General features: G+C 68.2%; 16 protein-coding genes and 1 pseudogene. 6 read left to right on the top strand and 11 right to left on the bottom strand.

Features of this window, described 5'->3' with window-relative positions:
* The first annotated feature begins 360 nt into the window (after positions 1 to 360).
* Entirely contained in the window at positions 361 to 1,632 is a 1,272-nt protein-coding gene (locus VFE05_01740; protein ID HET6228767.1) for an alginate lyase family protein, read from the top strand.
* A 224-nt stretch (positions 1,633 to 1,856) separates the two neighbouring features.
* On the opposite strand, the gene VFE05_01735 is transcribed toward VFE05_01740, so the two are convergent.
* From VFE05_01735 to VFE05_01720, 4 genes are all read right to left on the bottom strand, one after another.
* Positions 1,857 to 2,330 carry a TonB-dependent receptor plug domain-containing protein gene (locus VFE05_01735; protein ID HET6228766.1) on the bottom strand — a complete coding sequence of 158 codons (474 nt, stop codon included), beginning with the start codon at positions 2,328 to 2,330 and terminating at the stop codon, positions 1,857 to 1,859.
* A 240-nt stretch (positions 2,331 to 2,570) separates the two neighbouring features.
* Positions 2,571 to 3,575, bottom strand: coding sequence for a pectinesterase family protein (locus VFE05_01730; GenBank protein ID HET6228765.1), 1,005 nt, complete (start codon positions 3,573 to 3,575; stop codon positions 2,571 to 2,573).
* A 149-nt stretch (positions 3,576 to 3,724) separates the two neighbouring features.
* On the bottom strand, positions 3,725 to 4,285 hold the full coding sequence (locus tag VFE05_01725) for a GNAT family N-acetyltransferase (protein ID HET6228764.1): 561 nt from the start codon (positions 4,283 to 4,285) through the stop codon (positions 3,725 to 3,727).
* The gene (locus VFE05_01720; GenBank protein ID HET6228763.1) at positions 4,282 to 4,896 is read right to left on the bottom strand and encodes a helix-turn-helix domain-containing protein; all 615 of its coding nucleotides are present in this window, start codon (positions 4,894 to 4,896) and stop codon (positions 4,282 to 4,284) included. Before VFE05_01720 ends, VFE05_01725 begins: the two co-directional genes overlap by 4 nt.
* A 236-nt stretch (positions 4,897 to 5,132) precedes the next feature.
* Between VFE05_01720 and VFE05_01715 the strand changes: the two genes are divergently transcribed.
* From VFE05_01715 to VFE05_01705, 3 genes and pseudogenes are all read left to right on the top strand, one after another.
* Positions 5,133 to 6,104 (top strand): MBL fold metallo-hydrolase, encoded by a 972-nt coding sequence (locus VFE05_01715; GenBank protein ID HET6228762.1) that lies wholly within the window; start codon positions 5,133 to 5,135, stop codon positions 6,102 to 6,104.
* A gap of 1,523 nt (positions 6,105 to 7,627) precedes the next feature.
* Entirely contained in the window at positions 7,628 to 7,864 is a 237-nt protein-coding gene (locus VFE05_01710) for a hypothetical protein (protein HET6228761.1), read from the top strand.
* Positions 7,865 to 7,879: 15 nt separating this feature from the next.
* A pseudogene (locus VFE05_01705) lies at positions 7,880 to 8,353 on the top strand (IS630 family transposase).
* Positions 8,354 to 9,281: 928 nt separating this feature from the next.
* On the opposite strand, the gene VFE05_01700 reads toward VFE05_01705, so the two are convergent.
* A complete protein-coding gene (locus tag VFE05_01700) occupies positions 9,282 to 10,262 on the bottom strand; it encodes a DUF4384 domain-containing protein (GenBank protein HET6228760.1) in 981 nt (326 codons plus the stop codon).
* Between the two features lie 204 nt (positions 10,263 to 10,466).
* On the bottom strand, positions 10,467 to 13,397 hold the full coding sequence (locus VFE05_01695) for a tetratricopeptide repeat protein (protein ID HET6228759.1): 2,931 nt from the start codon (positions 13,395 to 13,397) through the stop codon (positions 10,467 to 10,469).
* A gap of 373 nt (positions 13,398 to 13,770) precedes the next feature.
* Here VFE05_01695 and VFE05_01690 point away from each other — a divergent pair, with 373 nt between their 5' ends.
* Both VFE05_01690 and VFE05_01685 read left to right on the top strand, forming a co-directional pair.
* Positions 13,771 to 15,072 (top strand): hypothetical protein, encoded by a 1,302-nt coding sequence (locus VFE05_01690; protein HET6228758.1) that lies wholly within the window; start codon positions 13,771 to 13,773, stop codon positions 15,070 to 15,072.
* A gap of 12 nt (positions 15,073 to 15,084) precedes the next feature.
* The gene (locus VFE05_01685) at positions 15,085 to 16,260 is read left to right on the top strand and encodes an FHA domain-containing protein (GenBank protein ID HET6228757.1); all 1,176 of its coding nucleotides are present in this window, start codon (positions 15,085 to 15,087) and stop codon (positions 16,258 to 16,260) included.
* 27 nt (positions 16,261 to 16,287) lie between these two features.
* Here VFE05_01685 and VFE05_01680 read toward each other — a convergent pair whose 3' ends face one another.
* From VFE05_01680 to VFE05_01660, 5 genes are all read right to left on the bottom strand, one after another.
* Positions 16,288 to 16,932, bottom strand: a complete 645-nt coding sequence (locus VFE05_01680) for a serine/threonine-protein kinase (protein HET6228756.1) — start codon at positions 16,930 to 16,932, stop codon at positions 16,288 to 16,290.
* A gap of 65 nt (positions 16,933 to 16,997) precedes the next feature.
* Entirely contained in the window at positions 16,998 to 17,363 is a 366-nt protein-coding gene (locus tag VFE05_01675) for a DUF4288 domain-containing protein (protein HET6228755.1), read from the bottom strand.
* 9 nt (positions 17,364 to 17,372) lie between these two features.
* The gene (locus VFE05_01670) at positions 17,373 to 18,395 is read right to left on the bottom strand and encodes a hypothetical protein (protein HET6228754.1); all 1,023 of its coding nucleotides are present in this window, start codon (positions 18,393 to 18,395) and stop codon (positions 17,373 to 17,375) included.
* Positions 18,396 to 18,513: 118 nt separating this feature from the next.
* Positions 18,514 to 19,530: an FHA domain-containing protein gene (locus VFE05_01665; protein ID HET6228753.1), complete on the bottom strand. Its 1,017-nt coding sequence runs from the start codon at positions 19,528 to 19,530 to the stop codon at positions 18,514 to 18,516.
* A gap of 19 nt (positions 19,531 to 19,549) precedes the next feature.
* On the bottom strand, positions 19,550 to 20,576 hold a 1,027-nt coding region (locus VFE05_01660), incomplete at its 5' end, for an AAA family ATPase (protein ID HET6228752.1).

Here is a 20,576-nt window from a genome sequence, read left to right as displayed (position 1 = left end):
GCCCGGCTGTGCGACGAAACTCGGGGATTTGCTCGAACGCAGTCAGTAGATTCATGCTGCAAAGATACACCGTTGCCCTGAATGAAACAGCCCTGCCCGCAAGCGGGAGAGGGTTGGGGTTCGGAGCGCTTCGGAGCCATCGACGCTACGGAGGTTCCGTGTCTTGCCCGCGCCTGAAGCAATGTCTCCCCACCGCGACGGACTCCCGGCTGCAGGCCACGCAGGTGATCTTCGTGCCGTTTTAGCCGCGGGTTCACCCGCCAGGCGTCCCGCGGCGAAGTGTCCGGAACGCGCCTTGAACTCCGATCTACCGAGGCAGCTTTGAACGCATCGAACATCCGGATTCCCCTGCGTCCGATCATGGGCGCTGTCGCCGCCGTGGCGCTGCATCTATCCGTGTTTTCCGTAGATGCACAGCAGGCGAGCGCCGCCGGCCACGCATCTCACGCATATTCCGTCACCGCATTGCAGGCGTCAGCGGGAGATGCGCCGCGGGTTTTCCTGCTGCGCGGCGATGAGCTGCGGGCGGCGAAGCAGCGCATCGCGAGCGGCGACGCGGCGCTTCGGCCGGCGTACGACCGGCTGATCGTGCTGGCGGACTCGGCGCTGATGGCGGGGCCGTTCTCGGTGGTGGACAAGACGCGCACCCCGCCCAGCGGCGACAAGCACGACTACATGAGCATGGGTCCGTATTGGTGGCCGGACAGCACCAAGGCCAACGGGCTGCCGTACATCCGCCGTGACGGTCTGCGGAACCCCGAAGGCACCCGCGGCTTCGATGCGCCCCGCAACGCCGCCATGGTCGACGCCGTCGAGACGCTGGCGCTCGCGTACTACCTCACCGGCCGCGAGCCCTATGCGCAGCACGCCACGCTGCTGCTGCGCACGTGGTTCCTGGACCCGGACACGCGCATGAACCCGAACCTCAAGTACGGCCAGTCCATCCCCGGCGTGGTGGAGGGCCGCGGCATCGGCCTGATCGACACGCGGGAGTACGGCGCGCTGGGCGACTACGTGGGGATGATCGAGGGCTCGCCAAGCTGGACGGCCGACGACGCGCGGGGGATGCGGCAGTGGATGCGCGAGTTCCTGGGCTGGATGCGCACCCACAAGTACGGCCGGGACGAGCACGCCGCCACCAACAACCACGGCACTTGGTACGATGCGCAGGCCGTGGGCATCGCGCTCTTCGTTGGTGACACGGCGTTCGTCCGCGCCACGGCGGAGGAGGCGACGACGCTCCGCATCGCCGCGCAGATCAAGCCCGACGGCTCGCAGCCCGAGGAGCTGGGACGCACGCAGTCGCTGCACTACAGCGGCTTCAACCTCGACGCGCTGACCCGCCTCGCGGACCTGGGCCGCAACGTAGGCGTGGACCTGTGGGGCTACCGCGCGCCGACCGGCGGCAGCATCCGCGCGGCGCTGGACTACGTGGCGCCGTACACCGACCCGGCCAAGCATTGGCCCGGCGAGCAGATCGTCGCTGCGGAGGCGGACCTCTTCCTCCAGCCGCTCCTCCGCGCCCGCCTCGCCTACGGCGGCGACGCCTACGCGGACGCGCTGGCGAAGCTCCCGGATACCGTCGTCCGCGCCCACCGCGCCCGCCTCGTCTACCCTCTCGCCTTCCGCTGAGCAGGACGGCGCTTCGGTAGATGTGAAGCACGGCCACACGAAACCGCCCCGCATCTACCAGATGCAGGGCGGTTCCTTTTTGGCTTACCCGCGGCGCCGTTCTCGTCGTCCGTTCCAATGCTCACGCGGAGGCGTGGGATCGCGGAGAAAAACTCGCCTCTGTGCCGTTCTCCGCGTCCTCCGCGTCTCCGCGTGAGGCCGGTTGTCGGCATTCTGGCGGTAGCCTACTGGCCGCGCTTAGTGGTGATCAGCACCACGCCGTTGCCGCCGCGCGCGCCGTAGAACGCGATGTCGCCGGCGTCCTTGAGCACCTGGATGCGGTCGATGTCCTGCGGGTTGATGCCCATCAGCGCGCCGCCCGGCCCGGGCTCGATCGTCTGCCCGTCGATCACGTACAGCGGCTCCCCGCCGCCGATGATCGACGAAGCGCCGCGGATGCGCACCGACAGCCCGCCGCCCGGCACGCGCGTCACGTCCACGCCCGCGAATCGCCCCACCAGCAGGTCCTCCACGCGAGCGGGGTTGGAGCCGCGCCACTCCCGCGCATCCGCCAACCCGCGTCTGCCCTCGTGCACCTCCACCGCGCCCGAATCGGCCGCGACACCCGGATCCGGCTCCGGCCCCGCGCCCGCCGGCGCGCATCCACCGGCGAGCAGCACCCCGAGCGCGATTCCCTGCGCCACCACCGTCCTCGTCATGGGTGCTCCTCGCTCTCGGGTTCACGCCTCCGCCGCCCACCCGAAATCCCGCCGCAATCCCGGCGCCAGCAGCCGACGGCCGCCTCTCCGTCACACCGAAGCTCGACATCCGCCTCAATGCTGCCCGCCGTATGGTGCGTTCATCGCATCGGGACGCCGGCCTATGCGGATGCCGCTACCAGCATGCCTGCTCCCGGCCACGGTTCTGCCGAACTGATCACATCGGCCGCATCCTCTTGATCACCGCCAGGGCGTCCACCCGGCCAGCACCGCGTCGGGCGAGTAGTACGCCGCATCCGCCGCGGAGAGAACGCGGCGCGACGGGCTGGCGGCGGCGCCGGGGCCGGTGCTGCGAAGCTCGAACAGCCGCGCATCTCCCGGCTCGAACCAGATGCGCGCGACGCCGGCGTTCACGCTCGACAGGCGGTCCCAGCCCGCGGCGCTGATGTGGTCATCCATCCAGCAGTCCACGAACACTGCGCTCCCCACCGCCTGCGCATCGGCCGAGGGATGCCACGGACGGCCGAGCGCGACGGAGCCGGGCGCCATGCTCGCGCTCTCTTTCTTCAGCCGGCTGTGGATGAACAGGAAGCCGTACGGCCGCGCCAGGGACGTGCTGGGCGCCACGACGTAGCCGTTGTTCGTGGCGTTGCCGCGGTCGCGCGAGACGATGTCGCAGTCGTCGAAGACCGCCTGTCCCGCCCCGAAGATGAAATCCACGTTCCCCAGAATGATGCACCGGCTGAACCAGTGCCGCCCCACGTTGGCGAAAACCGTGTCCTGATAGCCGGATAGCTTCACGTTCACGAACGCCGCCCGGTCGCTGCCGGTGTCCGTTATCACCGCGACCGCCTGCGTGTTGCGGAACCTGGTGGAATCGCCGTCCGGCTTCGCCGCGTTGGCGGGATAGTCGAACGCGTTCTCGACGGTCAGGTTCTCCGCCCGGAAGTCCGGCGCGGCAATACGCAGCGTGTAGCTGCCGCGCGTGCCGTACGGCTCGCCCGTGGGCCCGCGCGTGTCCGACGCCGCGTCGTACGTGAGCACCGTCGCGTCGCGATCCTCGCCGAGCAGCGTGACGTTCGCCTTGTCCACCGTCAGCTTCTCGCGATACCGGCCGGCGCGCAGCAGGATGACGTACGGCCGCGCGTTCGCCGCGGGCGCATCCGCCAGCGCGTCGCCCAGGCGGCGGTACGTGCGGACGCCGCGGACGCGCGCGCCCTCCGCGCCCGTGTAACGCGCGTCCACGACCGCGGCCGGATGCGCGGACAGCGAATACGACGCGTGCCCCTGCGCAACGCTCGATGGGGGCGAGATAAGGAGTGGGAGAATCGCAGCGAGGAAGATCGTACGCACGGAATCTGCGGCTGTATTGGACGGTTCGGCGGACGAGCGGGCTACGTCGCGGGTTCGGGCGCCAGGTTCTTGTAGAAGATGGTCGTGTCGCACGGCCGCCCGTCCGGCCACAGCGCGTATCCCGGCACCACGCCGACGCGCGTCCAACCCAGCTGCGCGTAAAGGCGCTCCGCGTCGCTCCCGGTGACGGTGTCCAGCACGAGCAGCGTCTTCCCGGCGGCGAGGGCGGCATCCGCGGCGGCGAGCATCAGCCTGCCGGCGAGCCCCTGCCGCCGGGCCGAGCGGCGCACCAGCATCTTCGCGATGTCTCCGCGGTGCGGCTGATTCTCCGGCATCGCCAGCACGACCTGGACCGTGCCGGCAATCTCCCCCGTCGACCTATCCTCCGCGACCAGGAGCACCCGTTCGCCCGCCGCGACGCCATCCACCACGCGCTGCCAGAACCGGTCCGCCGTCTCGCGCGAGAGCGGCGCCATGAAGCCGACCGACGCGCCGCCTTCCACGCAGTCGGCGAGCACCGCGCCAAGGTCTGCGATGCGCGCCCTCGCCTCCTCAGTCGTAAGGCGGCGGATGGCGAACGGCGCTCCCGGCTGCTCCGTCACGATGCGCCTCCGCGGTGGCCCGTGGCTGCGGCCCGCCCCGGCACCGCGTCCGCCGCCAGGGCGACGACATAGCGCACGGGCTCGGCTCCCGGGTTACGGAACACGGTGGGCCCGTCCAGGCGCATCGCCAGGCAGTCGCCCGCGTCCAGGCGGTGGTTGACCTCTCCCAGCGAAAGCTCCAGCCGCCCCTCCATCACCCAGACCTGCTGGCTGACGCCAACCGTCCGCGTCCCCGGCGTGTCGTAGGCAACGCGAGCCCCGGCGGGCAGCACGACTTCCACGAGCTCGATGGCGGACGGGAAGGCCGGCGGCGAGAGGTTGCGGCGAACGTACCCCGTCTCCGGATCGCGCCACGCGGCTTGGTCCGCACGCCGCGAAACGGGCGATGCATCCGCCCGCGCCGCGTCCGCGAACAGTGAGGCGATGGTCACGCCCAGGCCCGCCGCGAGCCGGTCGAGCACCGCGGCGGTCGGGCTGCTCTCGCCGCGTTCGATCAGCGAGATCATCGAACGGCTCACGCCCGCGCGGTCGGCCAGCGCGTCGAGCGTCAGGCTCCGCTCGCTTCGCAACCCGCGCAGCCGCGAAGCGAGACGCGCGTGAGTATCCGGCATCGTGGTATCCATGATAGTAGAATGCGTCTCCACCATGCCGGAGTCAAGCCTTCATCTCATCTACTGCGCAGAGTCTTCTCGTCTCGCGGTTGAGAGGCGGCTTGCGATGCTCGCGCCTGCAACCGAAGGATGCAGAGCCGGCCGAGGTGCCGCCCGGCGGGTGCAGCGCTTGCATCGCAGCCGCGGCGGAACGGGACGGGAGATGCGGGAACTGCAACGACGCGGGAGGCCGTGGGATGACGCAGACGCTGGAGCTGGAGCACAGCCGGATGGTGTCGCCGACCGACGAGTGGCCGCGCGCGCTGACCGAGGACCTCGCATACCTGCGCACGGGCATCGTGAACGTCTTCTTCTACGGCCGTGAGGGCGTCGGCGACCGCGGGTGGGTGCTGATCGACGCGGGGCTTCACGGCTTCACCCACGCCATCGAGGCGGCGGCGGAGCACCGCTTCGGCGTTGGCGCGCGGCCTTCTGCCATCGTGCTCACGCACGGGCACTTCGACCACGTGGGCGCCCTGCGCGAGCTGGCGGAGAAGTGGGACGCGCCCGTGTACGTGCACGAGCTGGAGGCCCCGTATGTGACCGGGCGCTCGTCGTATCCCCCGCCCGACCCCACGGTGGGTGGCGGCGGAATGGCGCTGCTCTCTTGGACGTACCCGCGCGGGCCCATCGACCTGGGCGTCCGCGTGCGCACGCTCTCGTACGACGGATCGGTGCCGGACATGCCCGGGTGGCGGTGGGTCCACACGCCCGGCCACGCGCCCGGCCACGTCTCGCTCTTCCGCGACGCCGATCGTACGCTGGTGGCCGGCGACGCGTTCGTCACCACGCGTCAGGAGTCGCTGATGGCGGCGCTCACGCAGCGCCCGGAGATGCACGGCCCGCCCATGTACTACACGCCGGACTGGGAAGACGCCCGCGCCTCCGTCCGCCTCCTCGCACGGCTGGAGCCGGAGATCGCGGCTACGGGCCACGGCGTGCCCATGCACGGGCAGGAGATGCGGGACGCGCTCCACACGCTGGCGCGCGACTTCGACACGCTGGCGCGCCCGGCGCACGGCCGCTACGTGGACCGCCCCGCCGTCGCCGACGAGTACGGCACGGTCAACGTCCCGCCGCTGGACGACCGCTCCAAGGTCATGCTCGGCCTCGCCGTCGCCGGCCTGGCAGGAGTGGTGCTGGGCCTCCTCTCAAGACGCGATCGGTAGATGGCTATCCATCGGTAGGTCAACTACGAACGAGGCCCGTTTCCACCGGAGCCGCGCCTCGTTTCGTCCGATCCAACTGCGCATCCGATTCGCCCGGCCTGCCGCAGTTGGATCACGCACAACGGCGCGCACCCGATTCTTCGGATGCGCGCCGTTCGTTCTCCCTGCACTGCCGCCGCATCCAGCGCATCTGCGAGGTGCCGTGCGATGCGATTGCCTATTTCGCCGCCGCGGCTCCGACCAGGACGGGAGCGCCGGTCCTGCTGCGAGACCGGACGAGGATGACGTTTCCCGGGAGGAGGATGCGATGCCGTTGCTGCGGTCGGACGTCGGACGCGGGCTGGAGAAATGGACGCGGGGCGATAGGGCACAAACGCAAAGATCCCCCGCGCCGCTGCAAGTGCAGCAACCACGGGGGTCATACGATTTGATGCGCCCGACAGGATTCGAACCTGTGACCTTCGGCTCCGGAGGCCAGAACGGGCGTAATGGGCTGTACTCGTTAGTGCCGCCGATAGGCGAAACCCGCGGTTTCACTACAACTTCCGTAACCGAGCATCGCTCCGTGTGACGGAGTGGGAACCAAGAATTGTGAAAAAAGTAGTGAAAATCGACATGCCCTTCAAGGGCTTGAAACGCTTCCCACTCCTACCCGTGATGGTCAAAACGTGATCCATGATGCGCCCAGCAGCACTTCCGGGGGCATTTTCCAACCCAACGCACGAATTTACCATCCCAAGCTCCGGGGTAGCAGGAACGGTTACGCGAGGGTTTCGGGACCGGTGTCATTTACGTCCAACGCATCATGAAGCGACCAACCTCGATCCCGCGATCTGTCGTTTACAAGTCGAGAGAACTACGCGACTACGTGCGACTCAGTGAGATACAACCTACATTTTTCTTCGTATTTGTCCAATGTCGCGACTGAGCGCGACGGTACGGTACCCCGGTTTGTTACCCGCATCTCTCCACGCCATAGTAGGGTGTCGTGAGCCTCGCCCCCGAGCACGGCTACTTGGGGGTCATTTCGTTCTGGAGCTTTCGCATGACCGGATGCGTCGAAGCAAGCTGGACGAAGACGACTGAAGGTAGTGGAGCGCTTCTGAAGTCTCGCCAGTGGAAACAAGGTGGTATATTGGTGGGCATGAATCCCACCGCAGAGGCGCTCCGGCTCACCCCAGCAGAGCAGGTTGCACTGGCTGGCGTCGTTCGTTCGACGCGTGCGCCGGCCGGTCTTGTGAAGCGTGCGCAGATCGTGCTCGCGATTGTCGCGGGCGAGAGCTACACCTCGATCTCCGCTCGTCTGCGTGTCCCGGCGAGCACGATCAGCCGCTGGAGAAAGCGGTACACGGAACTCCGCTTCGCCGGTCTTCAGGATGCGCAGCGTAGCGGCCGGCCCAAGCAGATCACACCACAGATCGAGGTGAAGATCATCGCCACGACGAAGAAGGCGCCCCCTTCGCCGTACACCCACTGGTCGGCTTCGCGCCTGGCTCGCCGCGTAGGTGTAAAGCCCCTCGACCGTGCAGCGCATCTGGAAGAAGGCGCACCTGAAGCCGCATCGCCTCGAGCACTACAAGGTGAGTCCCGATCCCGGGTTCGAGGAGAAAGCCGCTACGATCATCGGACTGTACCTGAACCCGCCAGCGCACGCCGCCGTATTCTGCGTGGACGAGAAGACCGCAATCCAGGCGCTGGAGAGGACCGATCCCGTGCTCCCGCTCTCACCCGGGCGCGCGGAGCGCCACGGGTTCGAGTAAGTCCGCCACGGTACGCTCTCGTTGTACGCGGCTCTGGAGGTTTCTACCGGCCGCGTGCACGGCAAGACCGCCCAGCGGCACACGAGTGAGGAGTTCGTGGGCTTCTGCGAACAGGTGGTCGCCACCCAGCCGCCCGGCCGCGAGATCCACCTGATCGACGACAACCTCTCCGCTCACAAGACCCAAGGGGTGGAGGCTTGGCTCGAAGCGAACGCCAACGTGAAGATCCACTACACGCCGACCTACAGCTCCTGGCTGAACCAGGTGGAACTCTGGTTCGCGAAGATCGAACGGGACTGCATCGCCCGCGGATATTCACCTCGGCGGACGATCTTCGTCGCAAGCTGCTGGCGTACATCAGCGCCCACAACGAGGACTGCCGTCCGTTCAAGTGGATCTACTCCGATACCAGCCGACGTATCCGCGCTAGCTAAACTTCAGACACGGTGTAGTGGGAGATTGAGCCAGCGGGCGAACGACGGATGGTGAGAACCAGAATGAGCCGTCCCGACCAAGCGGAGACTCACGGGTCGGAACGTGACGATCCCGCTTCGTGAAGCTCGGATGGCGATATGCATCCGCGAGATGCACACGTGTGAGCATTCCCTTCGTCTCCTCCGCCCGCACCCCGCGCACCCTCATGCATCTTCGCGAGATAGCTTGTGCATTGCAGGGTAAGGGTTTAGCCTTTCTGCACGAGGCTACCCATGCACGTCCGCATGCTCACGGACGAGAAGCGCTCCCGGCTTGGGGCCGCGTTACGATCGAGCAGCGCGTTCACACTACGCGCAGATCGTGCTCGCGAGTGCCCGCCGGGAGTCTCTCGCCCGCATCGCAGCATCTCTGGGGTACTCGGCGCAGACGGTGCGCACTCGATCCATGCCTTCGAGACCCACCCGGTCGGCAGCGTGGACTCAATCGTGCCGACGCTTGTACGCTCCTAAGAGCGTAAGCCGGGCGGAATCGCCCCCGTGGCGAGGACCGTCGTTATCGACAGCGCAGAACGTCACGTGCAAGAAGTCCGGTCAGCGGTCGCACGAGAGAGAGTACGGACGGGGCAAGTTGACGGCGATGGTCGGAGGAGCTGTCGCGATCGTCTGCCCCGAATGTCAGAACAGCGGCACCGTTAATTCAAACTGACCCCTACCTGAGAAATAGAATGCGCCTCCACGTGCTGGGACTGCTGTCCAACGGAGACGAATCCATCATTGGACTGACGCTACCGCGAGACTTGGCGGTTGAGCGGCGGAATGCCAGCCAGATCATCGAATTGCTGGGCGGCCTCAGCTGGCCACCGGAACCCGACCCCGCCCTGTGATCAGTCCTCACGTCCAGATAGTACTGCCTCGAAGTTTGAACGATCTACAAGAGCCTTTTCGAGAAACCGCAGCAAAACTACACACAGATCGGCATAGTGTCACGGCACGATCCGGTAGTAGAGCACCGCAGTGGCCCAGGCTTCCCCGCCCACGGCTGTATCTCGCAACGCCCTCAGAAAGGCGTCAGCCGAAATCGGACCACTGGTGGGACTGGGAAGCATCAGCGGGCGGGCCGTAATAAAAGCGCGGACGGCTCCGGCTCCCGTTGGCGGCGAGGCCTTGTAGGGCGGATCCGGGGCGAACTGTGCGCGGGCGGCCGCACTCGGAAGTATGAGCTCCTGGCCCGCTTCCACCCACGCTGAGTCTTTGGACGAGAGCGGGTAAAGCACGGAGATCGTTCCGTCAGTGCCAAGATCCACGAGCGTCAGGTACCCGGAGCCGTCGGCATTCACCCGGAATTCAATTCCGTCGCCGACGCGGAATTCGCTGCCGCTCGGGAACGCGAGCTGAAGTCCGAAGGTGCGCGCGGGCGGAGAGAGGGTGGCCAACTGCCGCGCACCGTACTCTTGGACTAGCACGGCGACCAGACCGGTTGCCCCGGCGGCCGCGGTTGGCGCGACTACGCGATGGCGGATGCTGCCGTCCGGGCCGATCACCAGGTAGGCGCTTCCCTCAGCGCGTAGTTGCAATTCGGCATCGGCCCCCGCGCTCACAATGGCGCGTTCGCCGTGGAGAGCGGCCAGCAGAGCAGTGCGCGCCTCCTGGGGGAGCGAGGCTAGTCCCACCCGCAGCGGCTGCCCAGAACCGTCGACCCAGGGTGATGGGAGCGGTGCCGGTGCGTCACGCGCGGGTTCGGGCGACGGTGTTTCGCCGCGCTGCACCCCCCCGCCGGGGTTTTGGATGCGCATGATCGGATCGCCCCGGCGCGGATAAGCGACGATCTCCACTCTGCGGGTAGCTTCGGCGCCGGAGATGGTGGTAACCCAGCGCGTGACACCGCTGCGTTGCACCGTCACGGCGGCCGCGGCGCCGTTCACTGTCACCCGGTCGATCCCGGAAGGGTGGAAGGCGTTGCCCACCACGCGCACGGGCCGCCCGGCGGACACAATTCCGCGTCGCGTCCCCTCACCCTGCCACTCCTGGGGCTCCAGCACAACGATACTCCCCCGCGACGGGTCGGGAAGGTCCTGTGCGGCAGCGTGCAACACGCGGAGAGCGGCGCCAGCGGCGAGCGCCAGGGCGGAAGCTGCTTTCATCCATCGCATTGAACTCGGCTCCGGGTTCTATCGTGGCATTCTGTGCTGCAGGTTGCGCAGCTCGGTCGCATACTCACGGTTGGTTGGGTCTAGCGTGGCGGCCTGCCGCAACGCGGCCAGCGCATCGCCGTTGTTCCCCGTTTCCAGGTACATCATGGCCACATCGTAGTGGTAGCGGGCGCGGGTGCCTTCCAGCCGCACCGCCTGGATCAACTCCTGGAGCGCCTCCACGGGCTGGGCCTTCTTGCGCAGGGCCTGGCCCAGGCCGTTGTGATACTCAGCGTTCCCGGCGCCCAGCCGCACGGCCTCGCGCAAGTGCACCAGCGCGCTGTCGCCTTGCTCCGACCCGGCGAAGAGCGTCCCCAGCTGGTACTGGGCGGCCGCGTCTTCGGGGGCGATCCGGCTAACCGCACGGAACTCGAGGATAGCCTCGTACTGCAGGCCTAGGTCGCGCAGCACCTGACCCAGGGCCGAGTGGAAGCTGGCCGCCGCCGAGTCGACGTGCAGGGCGGCAGTGAACGCGGCACGCGCGCCGTTCAGGTCGCCGGACGAACGCAGCAACTCGCCGAGCCGGTACTGCAGGTCGGCGGTGTCGGGGGCCATCCGGATAGCGTCGCGCAACACCGCCACGGCTTCCTGAGAGCGGGCATCGTCGGTCAACGCCACCGCCAGCTCGCGGTGATACGCCACGTTGGTCCTGTCAATTCCCACGGCCAGCCGCAGCGCGAGCGCCGCGTCGCGCGGTCGCTGGGCCGCCCGCAGCGCCCGCCCCAGCATGGCCTGGTACGAAGCGGAGGAGGGCTGCATCCGCACGGCACGGCGAAGCTTCTCCACCCCCAGGTCGTACTTCCCTGCCTGCATCAGTGACGCTCCGTAGCCGGCGTAGAACTCGGCGTTGTTCCCGTCGCGGTCGATCGCCGCGTCGAACGCCGCAGCCGCCTCTTCGGAACGGCCGGCCTGGGCAAGCGCCTGTGCGAGGTCGAACTTGAATGTCGCGCTCTGCGGGTCGAGCCGCACAGCCTCGCGGAACGCCAAGATCGCCTCGTCGTTCATTAACGCGCGCAACAGCAGCCGGCCCAGGTTGCTGCGGTACTGAGCGCTATTCGAGAAGATTCCCACCGCCTCCCGCGCCTTCGCCAGCGAGTCGGCCAGCGCGGCTGGCAGGGCGCCGCCCCCAGGGGTCATTACTGGCGCCCCCGGAGCGCCCGTGGTCACGGGCGACACCATCGGGGGAGCCGGCGCCGGGACGGCCGCCAGCTCGGCCGAGTCGAGCACCAGGCTCATGGGAAGCGAATGGTCGTAGGACTGGTTGCCAACGGAGGGGATCTGCGCGTTCGACCTTTCGCGCCGCACTCGGTCCACCGTCCACTGCATCAGCTCCACCAGGGTGACGATGTGGTCGCCGTCCTCGTCGGCGTCGCCGCGTAGCCCCTGCAGCAGGTACCAGGTGAACACCCCGTGGCCGCCGCCCCAGCGCACGTCTTCGGCCGACGACTGATCTGCCTCACTGGCGTTGAACACCGCCAATCCGCCGGTGGTGCTGTTCAGTTGCCGCACGAACGCGTCGTTGATCCGGTTGCCTTCGCCTGCCCCCCGGTTGGCGAACCGCGGGGCGATCCCGCCGCTGTGGCAGGCGTCGGTGATCAGCACGATGTGCTTTGCGAATAAATCTTCCACCGCGCGTTCCATCTCGCGCATCGGCAGCGCCGTGGACGACACCGCGGAACCGCGCGTGTCGTAGGTCAGCAGGTACAGGTCGCTCTCGCGGAGCGGGTCAGCCGCCCCGTGGCCGGCGAAGTAGATGACCACCTCGTCGTCGGGTGTCGACTGCCGCAGGAAGCCGAACAGCGCTTCGCGAACTCTGGCATACGTCGCCTCCTCGTTCAGCAGGAGCTTAACGTGGTCTTCGGGGAATCCGCCTGCGCCTGCCTGGGGCGAGCGCAGGAAGTCGTAGAACGACTTCGCGTCGGCGTCGGCGAAGCGGAGCGAGCGGATGCTGGTGTCTTGGTACGCGCTGATCCCCACCACCACGGCCCATCGGCGCCGGACGGAACCTGCCGGCCAGGCCTGCGAACGGTCGGTGAAGGTCGAGCGCGCCGGCGTGACGTTCAGAGTGTAGTGGCCCACCACCGGGAGCCCGGTTTGCCCGCGCACTAGGACGGTCACGTCGCGCGACACCGAGTCGGCCGAGACGTACCCGCTGAACCTGTATTCACCCCCGCGGTCCCGTGAGAGCGACGCCACCTGGCCGTCGATCTCCACGCTGGCAACGCCGCTGGGGTGCGTGGCGTAGCCCACCACCCGCACGGAGCGGCGGCCGGGGGTGGAGATGCCGCGGGTCCCCACACCTGACCACTCCTGCGGCTCTGTCACGCGGATGTACTGGCGGGCCGGATCTTCCACCACTGCGGGGCCCGGGTCGACCGGGACCTGGGCGCCTCCCGGGGGGGCGGCCGCTGCCGGTACCGCTGCACCCGGTGGGGCTACGGATATGGTGCCCGTCGCCAGCGCCGGAGGCAGGACGGACCGCGGCGCCGGAGTCCAGGCGCCGCCGTCGCCCAGCGTACGCGGGTGGAGGTTGGTCATGGCGAATGGCTGCCCCTCGGGATGGGAGGGATCGGTTTCGGCCGTCAGCCGGAACTGTTCTTCCGACACGTTGCCGTCAGCACCACGCAGGGTCACCGCCACGACCTGCGTGATGCTGTCGCGGTCCGCAAACCCCACGAACAGCGTTCCTCCGCTGCTGTCGGGCTGCAGTACCGCGGCGGCGCCGTTCACGCGGATCTCGGCGATCCCGGGTCGGTACTGCGCCACTCCACGCAAGCACCAGTAATCGCGCACGCGAGAGCGCCCGCTGCGGGCCAGTGCGTCGTGGCACGCCCGGTCGTTGTGCTCCAGGATGGTGACGGGGATGCGGAACTGCGCCGCTGCTTGCGACGACAAGGCGGTCAGCACCACCCCTAAGGCCGCGCTCCCCCGGCGTGTGGCGGCCCCTAGGCTGGAAAGGGAAGTCAGTAAGCGGCGGATCCCACGCATAGCCTAACCCCGCGGCTGAAGAGTGAATGAAAAGGGCGGCAGGACGGCCCAACGAATCGAGCCTTTCAAGATAATCGTCGTGCATCCAGGCCACGCACCCATAGCATAGAGTTCTGCGACTACGCAGTCAAGCTCGAAGAGTTCACCTTACGCCATTCGTTTGCCGACATCAGACGATACGCCGCCACACTTACGCAGGGCGTGTGTGGCACCTATACTGTTGGACCCACTCGCCTGTTTACTCGCGCAGGACCAGGGTCATGTTTCTCCCATCTTTTTTCCGCAGGTGCCATCCGTGAAGCCCGAGATCGAACAGGCCGTCAGGGATGCCACGGCGGGTGAGTTCGACCTGCTGGGCGAGTTGGACGCCGGCCCCGGGTGGGCCGCCGTGCTCGCGCGCGCTAAAGCCGGTGCGTCGCTGGTCGTGCTGTTGGTTGAAGAGGACGATGACGGCCAGTTGGACATCGAGGTGCTTTCCGCGCTCGACGACGGCGTGGCGGTGGGCCGCACCGTCTGCCCCGCGTGCGGCGTGCAGGGCGCGGGGTGGCCGCGCGCGTGCGCCGCGTGCGGTCGCGAGTTGCCCGGCGCCGACGCCCTTGGCGCGGCGGGGCTATCCGCCACCGAACTGCTGGACGAGGTGCGTGCGGCGGGCGAAGGCGAGTTCGACGTGCTGGGCGCCCTCGCGCATCCGGTGGGCGGCGGGGCGTTGTTCTTCGCCCGCGAGCTAGCCGGCGACCGCCTCGTTGGGCTCGCGCTGCACGCCGACCATCTGGAGGCGGAGCTCACGCTGGTGGTGTCGTGGGAGCCCGGCGCGCCCGAAGCCGATCCCGTGCCGGCTGCCGGCAGCGTGGGGGAGGACGATCCGGCAGTAGGCTGGACAGCGCCGCGGGAAGAGCCGCCGCCTCCCGTGTTCCCCCCCAGGCGGCTGCGTAGGGGCCGCCGCGCCCGCGGACTGGTGGCGTATGCGGCGGCGGGCGCGCTGGGGGCTGCCGGTGTTGGCGTTTTGGTGTTCATGCTACTGAATGGGCGCGCGCGCGCACCGGACCCGGGGGGCCCGCCCCCCGTGGGGAACGGATTCGACAGATCGAAGCCTTCGCCCGACGCGCCGCCGGCGCCTATCCCACCGCATCCCGCACCCGTAACTTTATCCGCGGATAGTAGGGGCACGCTCTCGCCGCCGCACCCCTCGCCCCCCCCCTCGTCTCGGCCCGCAAATCCCCAGGCTCTCGTCGTCGACCCTGCCGCATCGCCCAATCCGGTTGCAGCCCTAGACGACGCCGGGCAGGTGGAGCAGGCGCTCAGGCGCTATGCGGCCGCCGTGGAGTCGCGGCAGACCAGCCGGATCCAGCGGGCGTACCCCGGGATCACCCCCGCCGAGATCGACCGTTGGGAGCGGCTGTTCGCCTCGGTCGGCAGGAACTCGGCGTTGCAGGCGCGCTACGAGGTAGAGGAGGCGCCCGACGTGAAGGGCGACGCCGCGACGGTGGTGTTCACGCTGACGCTGGAGTACGGGGGCGCGCCGCATCCGCTGACCCTGCGCGCCCGTCTGGAGCGCGGCGCGGACGGCTGGTGGCTGCAGGAAGTCCGCACGCTCTGACGCGCGCCGCCGATGGCCACGCCACGCCTGGTTCCCCTGCCTCCCACCCGCGGCGGCGACGTGCCGGTGGCGCGCACCCCGTTCTGGGTGGGCACCGCGGCCGACTCGGGGCTGCGCCTGTTCCTTCCCGGCATCGCCGACCGCCACGTCTCGATCCTGGAGCGCGAGGACGGGTTCTGGGTGTCACCCGCGCGTCCCGACTCGGGCGCGGCGGTGAACGGCGCTCCCGCGGCCGCCCCGCTCCGCCTGCGGCCGGGCGACGTGCTGCAGTTCGCGCCCGGGGTGGTGTACCGCTTCGACTCGGGCGAGCCGGCGCGCGCGCGCACCGTGCCCGCCCCGCCGCCGCGCCCGCCCGCGGCGCTCCGCGCGAGCGCGCCCGAGCCCTCGCACAGACGGGGCGGCCTGCACGCGCGCCGGGCGCGGCGCGCGCAGGCGCTGCGCTGGGCCGCGGCGGGAGCGGCGGCCGCGCTGCTGGTGCTCGCCGTCTTCCTGGCGCTCCGTACGCTGCGGCGCGACACCCCGGTGCGCGCGCCGCTCACCGAGGCCGACGCCGCGTACCTCGACTCGGTGATGCTGGTCTCGTCGGAGAAGGTGGAGCGCGGAATGGTGCTGCTGGAGAACGGCGCGCGCGAAGCAGCCCTGCACGAGTTCGCCGGCGCGGTGAACCTGCTGGAGACCAGCCGCCTGGGCCGCAACCCGTACGTGCAGCCGCGCATCGTCAACCTGGAGGCGGCGATCGCGGCGGTGTACAGCGCGCAGAACATCGTGGTGCCCGCGCCGTACCGCGCGGCGCCGTCGGCCCGGCGGCCAGCCGCGCCCCTGCCGCACGGCGGGCTGACGGTGGAGCAGTTCCTGGCCGCGCTGGAAGAGGTGCAGCGCGAGTTCCAGGTCCAGTACGGCCGGCGCATCACCGTGACGGGCCTGGACCACGCCGAGCACCTGTCGCTCTACGGGCCGGGCGGCGCGAGGGACCTGCGGGTTCGCGACCTGACGCGCGACCAGATCAGCTTCGCCATCGACCGCTTCAAGCGCCGCGGCGTGCGGGTGAAGGACTTCTCGGTCGACGCGGTGCTGCAGAGGCAGATCGAGAGCGCACGGCGCGCCGGCCACTTCGACCGCATGGGCACCGGCCTGCACATGCACGTGGACCGCTTCGCCAACCGCTACGACCGGTGGACGGTGGAATAGCGACGACGTTCGATCGGGTGAAGACGGTCACCCGGCGAGGAAGATCCAGGCGAGCAGGGCGGGGAGCGGAACGAGGGCGAGCCACGGCAGCACGCGCCGCGCCTTCGCCGGGGCGAGGACGGGCGTCTCGGCGACGGGTTCGGCCTCGCGCGCGGCGGACGCACGGAACGCCGCCTCCACCTCGTCGCGCAGTTCGGCGACGGACTGGTGGCGGTCGGCCGGGTCGCGGCTCATGGCCTTGAGGATGACGGCCTCCAGCTCCGGCGCCAGCTCCGGGCGGTAGGCGCTGGGCGGGACGGGCGCTTCGAAGGGGACGCGGAGGCGGTAGGCCTCCTCGTCCTCGCCGTCGTGCAGGTAGTAGGGGATGTGGCCGGTGAGCATCTCGTACAGCACCACGCCCAGGCTGTAGATGTCCGCCGTCTCGTACGTCGCCGTCGCCGGATCCAGGATCTGCTCCGGCGCCGAGTACGGCAGCGTACCGATGCGGACGTCTTCGTAGCCTTCCAGCATGCTCGTGGCGCCCCGATCCGCCGCCACGCTGAAGTCCATCAGCCGAAGACCACCGCCATCGGTAAGGAAGATGTTGCTCGGCTTGATGTCGCGATGAACAATACCGGAGCGGTGACATGATTCCACTCCGTTACATAAGCTCGAGAAAATGTGGATCAGCATTCCAGTCGGACCATCATTCGCGGCATTCCTTCTTCCCGCGTGAGAACTTCATGACTATTCACGTGCTACACGGATTGGGTTGGATCCGACTCCTCCGGCCGGAAATAATGGTCGAAGGGCACGACTCCTTCCGGCAGGACATCTGTGGTGGCCGAATACACCTCCGCGCCGTTCAACTCGTTGGTTCGAAGGAAATCCAACGAAACAATCTCGGCCAACACCCACTTGACCCGCTCGCCGTCGACGTTCACGAAGCTCTCTTCGTGCGTGCGTCCAAGCTCAAGAGCGCGCTGAAAGGCTGACTCCCAGCCAGATGACCGAAACACATGAACACACTCCATGGACCTCACGCTACCTTGATCCTCAATGAGGCAAACCAGACGAACGTTGGTGCTGAACCAGCTTCTTGAGACATCCTCGTTCTCCTCCATCTCATCCCCTTATTTCAAGAAGCGTTTGTCGGTTAGGAGTTTACGAACTTTTGAGCCGCCCTCCCGCAACGCCTCATCCACTGTTTTCTTGAGGTAGTCCGTCGGAATTTCTCGCCGAATGCTTCCTTTGCGAAACTTGTTAATGTAATCAGCGACTTTCGTTAAACGGTTCCGGAACAGTTCTTGGGTGTTCTTACTTGCTTTATTTAGGCCCAACCGCTTTGCCCACTTGTTCAACTCAGGATCTTCATCATCTCCATTACCACCGCCACCGGTCCCGTGCCCGGCATTCAAGAGTGCGCCAATCCCTGCACCGACGGCACCACCAATAGCTCCCCCAGCAGCTGCGCCTTCTGCAACTCCGGCTGACGCGCCACCGACACCGCAAACGATGGCCGCAGGTCCGCCAGGGGCACACACTATCGCACCACCAGCGCCGCCGCCAGCACCACCAATAAACCCGCCAATTGCTGCGCCTACAGCAGCCCCGATGCCCGCCAACTCACCAACATGCTGCGAAACATCGGGCGAATAGCTAGCTCCGAGGACCGATGCTTGCGCTGTATGAACGCCAAACGTTGCTACCGGTAATTGATGTACCTTCATTAACGAGATCTCACCCCGGACCAGACGTTTGGCCAACTCACGAATCAGTGTGCTTCCGCCGAGATGTCCGATGGAGATGGCTTGCGCAGCAGCGACTAATTTTTTCATGCCCGAAGGAACCTTCGCCATATCGGCTAGCGTACGTGTGGCCGCCGCCTCGTTCCAAAATTTTACGGGAGCCTCATATCGTTTACGAAGAGGGGATTTCTTGGCGAAGATGAAGTCGGTCCGGTGCTCGTCAGGCCGAAGTTCAGCAGGCAGGTCGATGACTCGAACAACTCCATCGGTCAAAGCACTCGCAAGGTTAGCGACAAAGTCCCGATCCCGGTAAGATCCCATGTACGTTTTGAAGTGCTCTGAGCAGACCTGTAGGTCAACTTTCCCTTTTGGATCAGCGCTGACTTGCTGTAAGAACCGGACGGCCATTTGCCGATCTCGCAAGGGCACGATCTGCTCTCCGCGCCGGAGCGGATTATCCGCTCCTACGAGTTCGAATCGTTCACTTCCACGGTGAAGCAGTAAACGCAAGCCCATGATCAGTGCCTCACGTCATCAGAAACTTCACCCGCGCGGCGTCGGCGAGGACGAACTCGTCGCCGTCTTCGAGCGGGTGGTGCTCGCCGCGGTCCAGGCGGCGGCCGTTCAGGCGCGTGCCGTTGAGGCTGCTGTCGAGCAGGAAGTAGTCGCGGCCCTTGCGCAGGATGGTGCAGTGGTAGCGCGACACCAGTGCGCCCGAGTCGCTCACCACCAGGTCGTTCTTCTCGTCCGGACGCTCGCCGTCGGCCGCGCCGATGCGGAAGACCTCCTTCTCCACCAGCATCAGCTTTCCGCGGCCGATCCCGTCGACCACCTTCACCACCGCCTTCGCCCCGCCGCCCTCCCGCGCCGCATCACGCCGCGGCGAGAGCTTCTTCAGCAGCACGATGATGCCGACGGCCAGCACCAGCATGGCCCCCGCCGCCATCAGCATGCGCCGCGTGAAGGCGCGCGCCTCGCGGGTCTGGCGGATGGCGTCGCGCAGCGAAAGCGCGCGCGGGTCGTCGGGGGTCTGCGCCAGGACCACGCCCACGGCTTGGTCGGCTGTGTTCAGGTCGCGGGCGTACAGTGCGCGCTCAGCGGTTCCCAGTTGTTCCCTGCGAGCCTGGGCCGCGGAGGCCTGCGTGCGGGCGTCGGTGTCGCGCTGCTGCGCCTGGAGCGTCTCCTGCGCGCGCGCCGCCTCCAGGTCGCGCTGCGCCTGCTCGTAGCCCAGCCGCGCCTCCACGTCGGCCGGGTCGATGATGAGCACCATCTTCCACAGGTCCAGCCGCTCGTTCGCCGCCGCGGTGGTCGCCTCGGGCGTGGCGGATTTGGTGCGCGCGCGCTCCTGCAGGCGGCGCTTGTCCTCCTGCTGCGCCGGGGTGAGCGCGGGCGGGCCGGGCTGCACCGGGGCAACCGCGTTCGGCTGCGCCGGCGCGGCCTGCGCCGGCGGCGCGGAGGTCGCGGGCGGCGGGGTCCCCTGCCCCGCCAGCGGAAGGGCGCCGGCGGCCAGCAGCATCGCCGCGCCACACGCGCTCCGGATCATCGCACGCATCATCGTTCCCTCACACGGAAGCCGGCTCGCCGGCGGCGGCCGGAGTGGGCGCATCCTCCCCGTCTCCCTCCGGTGCCCCTGCTTCATCCTCGTCGGCAGCATTCGACGCGGCGGTCGCTGCAGTGAGCGCCGCGGCCTCCTCGGCCATCCGCGCGGCCTCGGCGTCCACCTCTTCGCGGGTGCCGGCCAGCAGCGCCACGCCGTCGCCGTCGCGGACCAGGCGCACTACCGAGCCGGGGCCCACGTCGCCGCCGATCACGAGCCGCGACAGGTCCGACACCACCAGCCGGTCGACGGTGCGCTCCACCGGCCGCGCGCCGTACGCGGGGTCGTGCGCCAGCTCGGCCAGCAGCGACACCGCCTCGGCGTCGGCTTCGAGCGACGCGCCGTACTGCTCCAGCAGGCGCCGCCCCAGGCCCGAGAGGTGCGTGCGGACGATGCGCTCAAGCACCTCGCGGCCCAGCACGTCGAAGGCGATCACCTCGCCCAGCCGGTTGAACAGCTCGGGGCGCAGCGACGCCTGCACCACGCGCAGGATGATCTCCTTGCGCTCGGCCGGGTCGTCGCTGGCGGCGTTCGCCTCGCGCACGCCCAGGTTGGAGGTGAGGATGATGAGCGTGTTGCTGAAGTCGCAGAAGCGCCCGCGCGCGTCGGTGAGGCGGCCCTCGTCGAGCACCCCCAGCAGGATGTCGATCACCTCGGGATGCGCCTTCTCCACCTCGTCGAAGAGGACGATGGAGTGCGGGCTGCGGCGCACCTGCTCGGTGAGGAAGCCGCCCTGCTCCGAGCCCACCAGCCCCGGGCGCGAGCCGATCAGCCCCGACACCGAGTGCGCCTCCTTGTACTCGGCCATGTCGATGCGCACTAGCGCCGTCTCGTCGTCGAACAGCGCTTCGGCGAGTGCCTTCGCGAGCTCCGTCTTGCCGACACCCGTCGGCCCGACGAAGAGGAACGACGCCGGCTTCCGCTTCGCGCGCAGGTCGGCGCGCGTGCGGCGCGCGGCATCGGAGAGCACGTCGACGGCCTCGCTCTGGCCG

Source organism: Longimicrobiaceae bacterium (assembly GCA_035696245.1).
Taxonomy (GTDB): domain Bacteria; phylum Gemmatimonadota; class Gemmatimonadetes; order Longimicrobiales; family Longimicrobiaceae; genus DASRQW01.
Note: the sequence above shows the minus strand (reverse complement) of the source record. Positions and strands in the feature narration are given on the sequence as shown.

Bases quoted from the DNA above. Each gene is read 5' to 3' on its own strand.
- VFE05_01740 (HET6228767.1), top strand. From the start codon at position 361: ATGGGCGCTGTCGCCGCCGTGGCGCTGCATCTATCCGTGTTTTCCGTA.
- VFE05_01735 (HET6228766.1), bottom strand. From the start codon at position 2,330: ATGACGAGGACGGTGGTGGCGCAGGGAATCGCGCTCGGGGTGCTGCTC.
- VFE05_01720 (HET6228763.1), bottom strand. From the start codon at position 4,896: ATGCCGGATACTCACGCGCGTCTCGCTTCGCGGCTGCGCGGGTTGCGA.
- VFE05_01715 (HET6228762.1), top strand. From the start codon at position 5,133: ATGACGCAGACGCTGGAGCTGGAGCACAGCCGGATGGTGTCGCCGACC.
- VFE05_01685 (HET6228757.1), top strand. From the start codon at position 15,085: ATGGCCACGCCACGCCTGGTTCCCCTGCCTCCCACCCGCGGCGGCGAC.
- VFE05_01680 (HET6228756.1), bottom strand. From the start codon at position 16,932: ATGCTGATCCACATTTTCTCGAGCTTATGTAACGGAGTGGAATCATGT.
- VFE05_01675 (HET6228755.1), bottom strand. From the start codon at position 17,363: ATGGAGGAGAACGAGGATGTCTCAAGAAGCTGGTTCAGCACCAACGTT.
- VFE05_01670 (HET6228754.1), bottom strand. From the start codon at position 18,395: ATGGCCGTCCGGTTCTTACAGCAAGTCAGCGCTGATCCAAAAGGGAAA.
- VFE05_01665 (HET6228753.1), bottom strand. From the start codon at position 19,530: ATGATCCGGAGCGCGTGTGGCGCGGCGATGCTGCTGGCCGCCGGCGCC.